Source organism: Streptomyces brasiliensis, assembly GCF_014647875.1.
GTDB classification, from domain to species: Bacteria; Actinomycetota; Actinomycetes; order Streptomycetales; family Streptomycetaceae; genus Streptomyces; species Streptomyces brasiliensis.
In genome coordinates this window covers 1-6,914 of sequence record NZ_BMQA01000147.1, presented here as the reverse complement: position 1 = coordinate 6,914, position 6,914 = coordinate 1, and the positions used below count along the sequence as shown (strand labels likewise).

Here is a 6,914-nt window from a genome sequence, read left to right as displayed (position 1 = left end):
CGTGCCTCCCCATGAAGTGGATCTTGACATATCAAGATCCACTTCTGAAACGCACCCTAGCCGCAGATGGCGAAGAGGCCGAAGACGATGTCGGAGTACGACGCGGTGTCGGTGATGACGGTCTCCGGCTTCGGGCCGCCGTCGCGGGCGTGGATGGCGTCCAGAATGAACAGCGAGTCGCGCAACGTGCCCGGTACGACCACCCCGCCCAGCCCCATCACTTGGTCGTTGACCAGGTTCAGCCAGGTGGCGCCCTTGTACCGCAGGCCGAAATACCGGGGATTCGAGCCCGCGCACAGGGTCTGCACGGGGACGGTGAAGCACACGCCGGCGACCCAAGTGACAAGTAACCCGTGAGTAACCTTCGACTCGCAGGGTTCGGTGTCGGTGAGGCTGCTTGCCGGGCGAGCGCTGAAGGGCGCTGACGTGGGCGTGATCACCGGACTAATCTGCTCGGATGGCTGAGGAGGAGAGCTTCGGCGTGTTGCTGGGGCGGCTGGCGAAGCGCAGGCAACTGGACCTCGATGCCCTGGCCCGGTCGGCTGACGTAGGCGGGCCCGAACTGAAGAACTTGCTCCGGGGTGGGGGGCCGAGCCCGCCCTTGCTGCGGCGGCTCGCGCCTGTCCTCGGGCTGCACACGGCAGATCTCTTCGTGATCGCGAGTGTCGCCGTGCCCTATGACCTCGCTCCTGCTCACCCCACGGCTGGATCGTGGGTTCCCGGGCTTGTCCGGAACGCCGTTGGGCTGCCGCCGGACGGGCGGAACTTTCTGCGGGGGTTCGTGAGGTCGCTGCCCCGCAAGGCGCGGGAGCTCCCGGTTCCCACGTCTCCGGCGTTCGAGCGGTACCCGCATGGTCCCGGTGCTGTGCTCATGGGCCTGGCACGGAACCGCAACCTTGGCTGGGTGGCCGTCGCCAAGACTTTCCTGGTGGTCACGGGCCGGTACTGGTCCGCTGCCACCTATGGAGGAGTCGGCCGTGGTACCACCCCTGTGACCGCTGAGCTTCTTGCCGACTTCTGCGCTGTCCTCGATGTGCCGTCCGAGGACCTGGTGACGGTGACCGGCGTCGCGCTGCCGGAGGCGTCCTCAAGGGCGAAGCCGGCCGGTGAGGGCGTGGCGGAGCTCATTTGGGACGTGCGGCACCTCACCTGCAGTCAGCTTCAGGAAGCCAGGAATCTCGCGGAATCCATCCGGCGGTAGCTGCTGGCTTGGCCCAGGGCTCCTTCTCGGACACCGGCCGCGAACCAGGGGGTCGATCACGCGCTCGCCGTTGTCGTGGCCTGTTCGTCGTGCTCGCGCAGCATCCGCATGACGGTTGCGGGTGAGGGGTGTTGGCCCTTCTTCGCGCCGGTGGTGATGACGAGCCGCTTGGCGATGTCGCGCAGGCTCATCTCCTGGTCGCGCAGGTGGAGGGCCATGGAGAGCATGTCGTCGTCCGTGACGCCCGCGCCGCCGATGAGCTCGTTCATCTGGTTGCGGCTGAGCTTCTCCAGGGGGCCGGTCATCGCGCCGGTGACGACCACGGTCATCCCGGCCAGCGGTCCGCCCCCACGCTCGGTGTCCTTGTCGTGGTCGCCGGTGTCGCCGTCGTATGGGGCGGGTGGGGTGGCGCCGGGTTCGGTCATGTTCACCCCGGCGGCGGCGAGTTTGTCGATGAGCGGGGCGAGTTCGGCGAGTTCGGCGACGATCGAGGACGCCTTCTCGGTTCCGATGCCCTCGACCTGCTGCATCGATTCCTCGTCCGCGGCGCGGATGTTGCCCATGGTGGCGAAGTGCCAGGCTATACGGCGGGACATGGAGCGGCCGGTGCCGCGGACTCCGAGCGCGCGCACAGCACCCGCGACAGCGGCCGGCCCTTGGCCGTGCCGATGGCGGCAAGGAGATTGTCGGTGCTGGTTGCGCCCATCCGGTCCAGGGCCAGGAGCTGGTCGCGGGTGAGGGTGAACAGGTCGGCGAGATCGGTGACGAGGCCGGCGTCGACGAGCTGGACGACGCGGGTGTGGCCGAGGCCTTCGATGTCGAGCTGGTCGCGGCCGGCCGCGTAGGACAGAGCGGCCACCAGGTGGCAGTTGCGTCCGTTCTCGCAGCGCCAGCGCTGCTCGCTGGTGTCGATGCCGGCCCCGCAGCGCAGGCACGTCTCGGGGAAGGCGATGGGCTGTTCGTCGCCGGTGCGCAGGTGAGCGACGGGCTTCGATGCGGGGGATGACGTTGCCGGCCCGGTGGACCATGACGTGGTCACCCAGGCGCAGGTCGCGGTGGGTGATGTCGGCCGGGTTGTGGAGGGTGGCGTAGGTGATGGTGGCGCCATCGATCTCGATCGGTTCCAAGACGGCGCGCGGGGCGATGCCGGTGCGGCCGACGTTCCATTCCACCTCAAGCAGCCGGGTGATCTTCTCGACGGCGGGCAGTTTGTAGGCGATCGCCCAGCGCGGAGCGCGCGAACCCGATCCTGCCGTGTGCTGGTCGGCGGCCAGGTCGGCCTTGATGACGATCCCGTCGATCCCGAACGGCAGCTCGGGCCGCAGGGCAGCGATCTCCTTCACCCGGGCGAGCACCTGCTCGACCGTGTCGGCGGTGGTTCCGGGCACCGCGGTGGTGGCGGTGGTGTTCACCCCGAACGCGGCGGCCTGCGCCATCAGTTCGCTGTGCACGAACTCTGCCAGCTGCGCGGCGAGCGTGGTCTCGGTGTCGGGCAGAGGCAGCAGGCCGTAGCCGAAGAACGTCATCGGCACGGCGTAGGCGCGGTCCTTGGCGCGCAGGGTGCCCGCCGCGGCGCCACGCGGGTTAGCGAACGGTTGCCCGCCGTGCGAGGTGCGGACCTCGATGGCGTGCTCGAACTGGGCAGTGGTCATCAGGACTTCGCCCCGGACTTTCACGGTGACCGGCTCGGCGAGTTCGTCCGGCAGGCCCTCGCTCGTGCCAATCGCGTGCGAGACATCCTCCCCGGCCGTCCCATCCCCGCGTGTGATCAGATGTCTCAGGATGCCGCCGGCGTAACGGGCGGCGACCGCGAGCCCATCCAGCTTCGGCTCAACACTGAATCCATCGACGTCATGGCCGATGCGCCGGGTCAGAGATGCTGTCCAGGCGGTGAACTCCTCGGGAGAGAAGACGTTGTCCAGACTCAGCATCGCCACCGTGTGCGGGACATCGCCCTCCACGGCGCCGCCAGTGCCAGTGACCTTCCCCGTCGGAGAGTCGGGCAGCACCTGATCACAATGTTCGGCCTCCCACGCGGCGACTCCTTGCACTAGCCGGTCGTAGGCGTCATCGTCCAGTGCCGACGTGCCACCCGCGTAATAGGCGGCCGACGCCTTCACCGCGTTCTCGACCGCCTGCGCGTAAGCGGCGGCATCCATGATCACAGCTGCAGGTGTTGTCATGCCCGTCATCCCGCCTGCCACTACTGACATTGCCCGATAAAGCGGAACGGCAGAACGACCACGAAGAAGGCGGGGCGGAGGCCGCGCAGCGCCTAGGCGCACCTCTCAGCGCGAGCAAGCACGCGTAGCACCCTGGACGTAATCTTTCGGTGCCGCTCGTGAGCGGGCGAAGCGGCGCATGCACTCGCAAGTGGATAGGTAGCGCGACGCGTATACCGTGCGGGATACTGCGGGCATGGCTGAAACCACTGTCAAGGTCGACACGAGCACCAGAGACACCCTGCAGGGCCTCGCCGCTGCCGAAGGTCTGTCTGTGAAGGCATACCTCGCCAAGGTGGTTGAGGAGAAGGAACAAGAGCGGGCCCTGCAGACGGCGACCGCCGCTTTCCGCCGCGCGATCAGCGAGCCCGGCGTCATGGACGCCTTCGATGCCGAGTTCGGCGGGCTGCCGTCCGTCGCGCACGACACCTCGCGGGCGGCCTGACCTGTGCCTCCCGTCGTGTACGTCGACTACCGGTGGTTCCTCGAGCGCCAGGAAGAGATCCTCCGGGACGACCTGACCGTCAACGACTTCTCTGTGCTCGTCGGCATGGCCCAGCGCCACCGGGTCGACCCGCCCCGGCATGATCAGCATCATCCCGACGCCTTCTGGCGGGCTGCGGTCATGCTGGAGGAGTGCGTGCTGCTGCGCCCGCTCCCGGCCCGCAATGAGGTGTACGGATACGGCGTCGCCATCGCCTACCTAGAAGCCTCCGGAGAACGTGTGGACACGAAGTTTGAGCTCTGGCGGGAACTGATCTACGACATCCGGGGGCTGCGGCTGGACTCGTACGGCATCGCCGAGAGGCTGCGTTCCTGGCGCCAGGCCTGACCCTGACCAGCGCTGCGTATTCCACGGACAATCGACGGTTGCTGGCTTGGTGGACCGAGCCACGGGCTGCGCAGTCAGCGCAGGTCAGGACCGTTCCTCGCCATCAAGGGCGTCCTCGGCGGCTTCGCCCTGGTGCCAGGCGTAGACGCGGACGGGGTCGAGGCGGAGTTCATTGGGGCCCAGGCAATCGGCGGCCCAGGTGGCCAGGCGTGAGCCGCAGGCGCAGGCCAGGTTGGGGCCATGCGCGCCGGGGGAGCCGCAACACCCGGTCCAGTTGTCCCCGCACGTGACGGGGGCGAGGCAGGGCAGGAAGTCGTCAGGGTGGACGACGACGCTGTCGCGCTGGCCCGCGGAGCGCGCACGATCCCCGGACGCCGTACGGTCCCTCAGAGACTGCCGCCATGGATTTGACGCCCGATCAGTGTCAGCTTCCGGAGTCCGCTGCACTGATGTCCGAAATCCCCTGCGCGCGGCCGTACGCTGCTTGTGCGGTCACCGGCCCCAGGGATCAGCGGGTCCGTTAGCGGAAGGTGCGGCGGTAGGTGCCTGGGGGCACACCGACCGTGCGGTTGAAGTGCCGACGCAGTGTCGTGGCGGTGCCCATGCCGGTGGCAGCTGCGATGGTGTCGACACTGTCGTCGGTTTTCTCCAGCAGTTCCTGGGCATGGCGGATCCGCTGGGTCAGCAGCCATTGCAGGGGGGTGGTGCCGGTCACCGCTTTGAAGTGGCGGCCCAGGTGGCGTGAGCTCATCCGTGCCTGGCGGGCCAGGTCCTCGACGGTCAGCGGCTGTTCAAGGCGTTCGATGATCCACGGGAACAGGGTGGCGAGCGGGTGGTCGTCCTGGTCGGGCACCGGGGTGGTGACGAACTGGGCCTGGCCGCCGGCCCGGTGCGGTGCTACGACCAGGCGGCGGGCGACGGCGTTGGCGATCGACGAGCCGTGGTCGAGGCGGACGAGGTGCAGGCAGAGGTCCAGTGCGGCGGCCTTGCCGGCGGAGGTGAGTACGCTGCCGTTGTCCACGTAGAGCACATCCGGGTCGACCTCCACCCGGGGGTAGCGGGCGGCCAGAGCCTCGGTGTGCGCCCAGTGCGTGGTGGCGCGCTTCCCGTCCAGCAGGCCGGCTGCAGCCAGTACGAACGCGCCCGTGCAGAGGGATACTACGCGCGCGCCCGCTTCGTGGGCCGCGCGCACCGCGTCGACCAGGTCGGCGGGCGGGTTCTCGTCGACCTCGGCCCAGCCGGGCACGATCACGGTGTCGGCGTGCTGGAGCCGGTCGAGTCCGCGGTCGGGCTCCAGCCGGAATCGGCCGACCCGCACGGCGACCGGCCCGCAGACGGTGAGGTCGTACCAGGGGATCGTGACGCCCGCCGGAGCGGCGGCGAAGACCTCGTATGCCAAGGACAGTTCGAAGTGCAGCATCCCGTCAGTGACGGCCAGCGCGACAGCATCCATGTCTGGAAGTGTATGGGTCATGTCGTTCCGGACACTCGCGGTTGGGCGCTCGCCCTCGTCAGGATGTGCTTAGTGGATCAACCGAGGGCACGGGAGAACTCATGAGATCGGGACAGATGGTGGCGGTGTTCGGCGCGTACGGGCACACCGGCCGGTTCGTGGTCGCGGAGCTGCGGGAACGCGGGTTCGTCCCGCTTCTCTCCGGCCGCGACGCCGACAAGTTGCAAGCGTTGGCGGCGTCCTGTCCCGGGCTGGAGGTCCGCCCGGCGTCGGTCGATGACCCTGTCTCGCTCGACCGCGCGCTGGAAGGGGCAGCGGCGGTGATCAACTGTGCCGGGCCCTTCGCCACGACTGCCGCCCCTGTGATCGAGGCGGCCCTGCGGGCCGGGGTCCCATACGTGGACGTGGCGGCTGAAATCGAGGCCAACGTTGACACGTTCGCGCACTTCACCAACCGTGCCCGCGCCGCGGGAGTGGCGGTCGTCCCCGCGATGGCCTTCTACGGCGGCCTCGGCGACCTGCTTGCCACTGCGGCGATGGGCGACTGGACCGCGGCCGACGAGGCGCACGTTGCGTACGGGCTGAACAGCTGGCACCCCACGGAGGGGACCCGCGCCGCAGGCAAGGTCTCCGAGGAGCGGCGGAACGGGCGGCGCGTCCGCTACACGAACGGGCGGCTGGAGTATCACGATGACGCCCTGCCCACCCTGAAGTGGCCCTTCCCCGACCCGATGGGCCTCCGGACTGTCATCGGGGAGTTCACGATGGCCGATGTCGTCACCGTCCCCAGCCACCTGGCCGTCCCCGAGGTCCGCACCTATATGACCACCGAGGCGGCCGGTAATCTGGCGGCCCCAGACACACCGGCGCCGACCGCGGTCGACGAGCGTGGCCGGTCCGCGCAGACCTTCCTCGTCGACGTCGTCGTCCGCTCCGGCGGCGCCGAGCGGCGCGCCGTGGCGAGGGGCCAGGACATCTACGCCGTCACCGCGCCGCTTGCGGTGGAAGCGGTTCACCGCATCCTGACGGGACAGACCAGGACGGTCGGCGTCGCCTCCGCCGGCGAGATCTTCGACGCGTCCGGCTTCCTCCGCGCGCTGTCCTCGCACATCTCCCTGGAACTGCGTCCTTGACGTGCTCCCTGGCCTAGTAGGGCTTCGTTAGGTACCCCAACTGCCGTCTAACGGGTAGTGTGTGATCTTGTAT

General features: G+C 68.8%; 5 protein-coding genes and 2 pseudogenes. 4 read left to right on the top strand and 3 right to left on the bottom strand.

Annotated elements, in window-relative coordinates; genetic code table 11:
• Positions 1-59: 59 nt before the first annotated feature.
• Positions 60-359, bottom strand: a pseudogene (locus IEZ19_RS48760) (Tn3 family transposase); the annotation flags it as partial.
• Positions 360-457: 98 nt separating this feature from the next.
• On the opposite strand from IEZ19_RS48760, the gene IEZ19_RS48755 reads away from it, so the two are divergent.
• The gene (locus IEZ19_RS48755; RefSeq protein WP_229841714.1) at positions 458-1,201 is read left to right on the top strand and encodes a hypothetical protein; all 744 of its coding nucleotides are present in this window, start codon (positions 458-460) and stop codon (positions 1,199-1,201) included.
• Positions 1,202-1,443: 242 nt separating this feature from the next.
• Here IEZ19_RS48755 and ligA read toward each other — a convergent pair.
• Positions 1,444-3,384, bottom strand: a pseudogene (gene ligA, locus IEZ19_RS48750) (NAD-dependent DNA ligase LigA); the annotation flags it as partial.
• Between the two features lie 235 nt (positions 3,385-3,619).
• Here ligA and IEZ19_RS48745 point away from each other — a divergent pair.
• Positions 3,620-3,868 carry an antitoxin MazE7 gene (locus IEZ19_RS48745; RefSeq protein WP_189317794.1) on the top strand — a complete coding sequence of 83 codons (249 nt, stop codon included), beginning with the start codon at positions 3,620-3,622 and terminating at the stop codon, positions 3,866-3,868.
• 3 nt (positions 3,869-3,871) lie between these two features.
• A complete protein-coding gene (locus IEZ19_RS48740) occupies positions 3,872-4,255 on the top strand; it encodes a toxin Doc (RefSeq protein ID WP_100830185.1) in 384 nt (127 codons plus the stop codon).
• Positions 4,256-4,775: 520 nt separating this feature from the next.
• Here IEZ19_RS48740 and IEZ19_RS48735 read toward each other — a convergent pair.
• On the bottom strand, positions 4,776-5,708 hold the full coding sequence (locus tag IEZ19_RS48735; protein WP_189317793.1) for a helix-turn-helix domain-containing protein: 933 nt from the start codon (positions 5,706-5,708) through the stop codon (positions 4,776-4,778).
• A 101-nt stretch (positions 5,709-5,809) separates the two neighbouring features.
• On the opposite strand from IEZ19_RS48735, the gene IEZ19_RS48730 reads away from it, so the two are divergent.
• Complete coding sequence (locus tag IEZ19_RS48730; RefSeq protein WP_189317792.1) at positions 5,810-6,841, top strand: saccharopine dehydrogenase family protein; 1,032 nt, start codon at positions 5,810-5,812, stop codon at positions 6,839-6,841.
• Positions 6,842-6,914 lie beyond the last annotated feature (73 nt).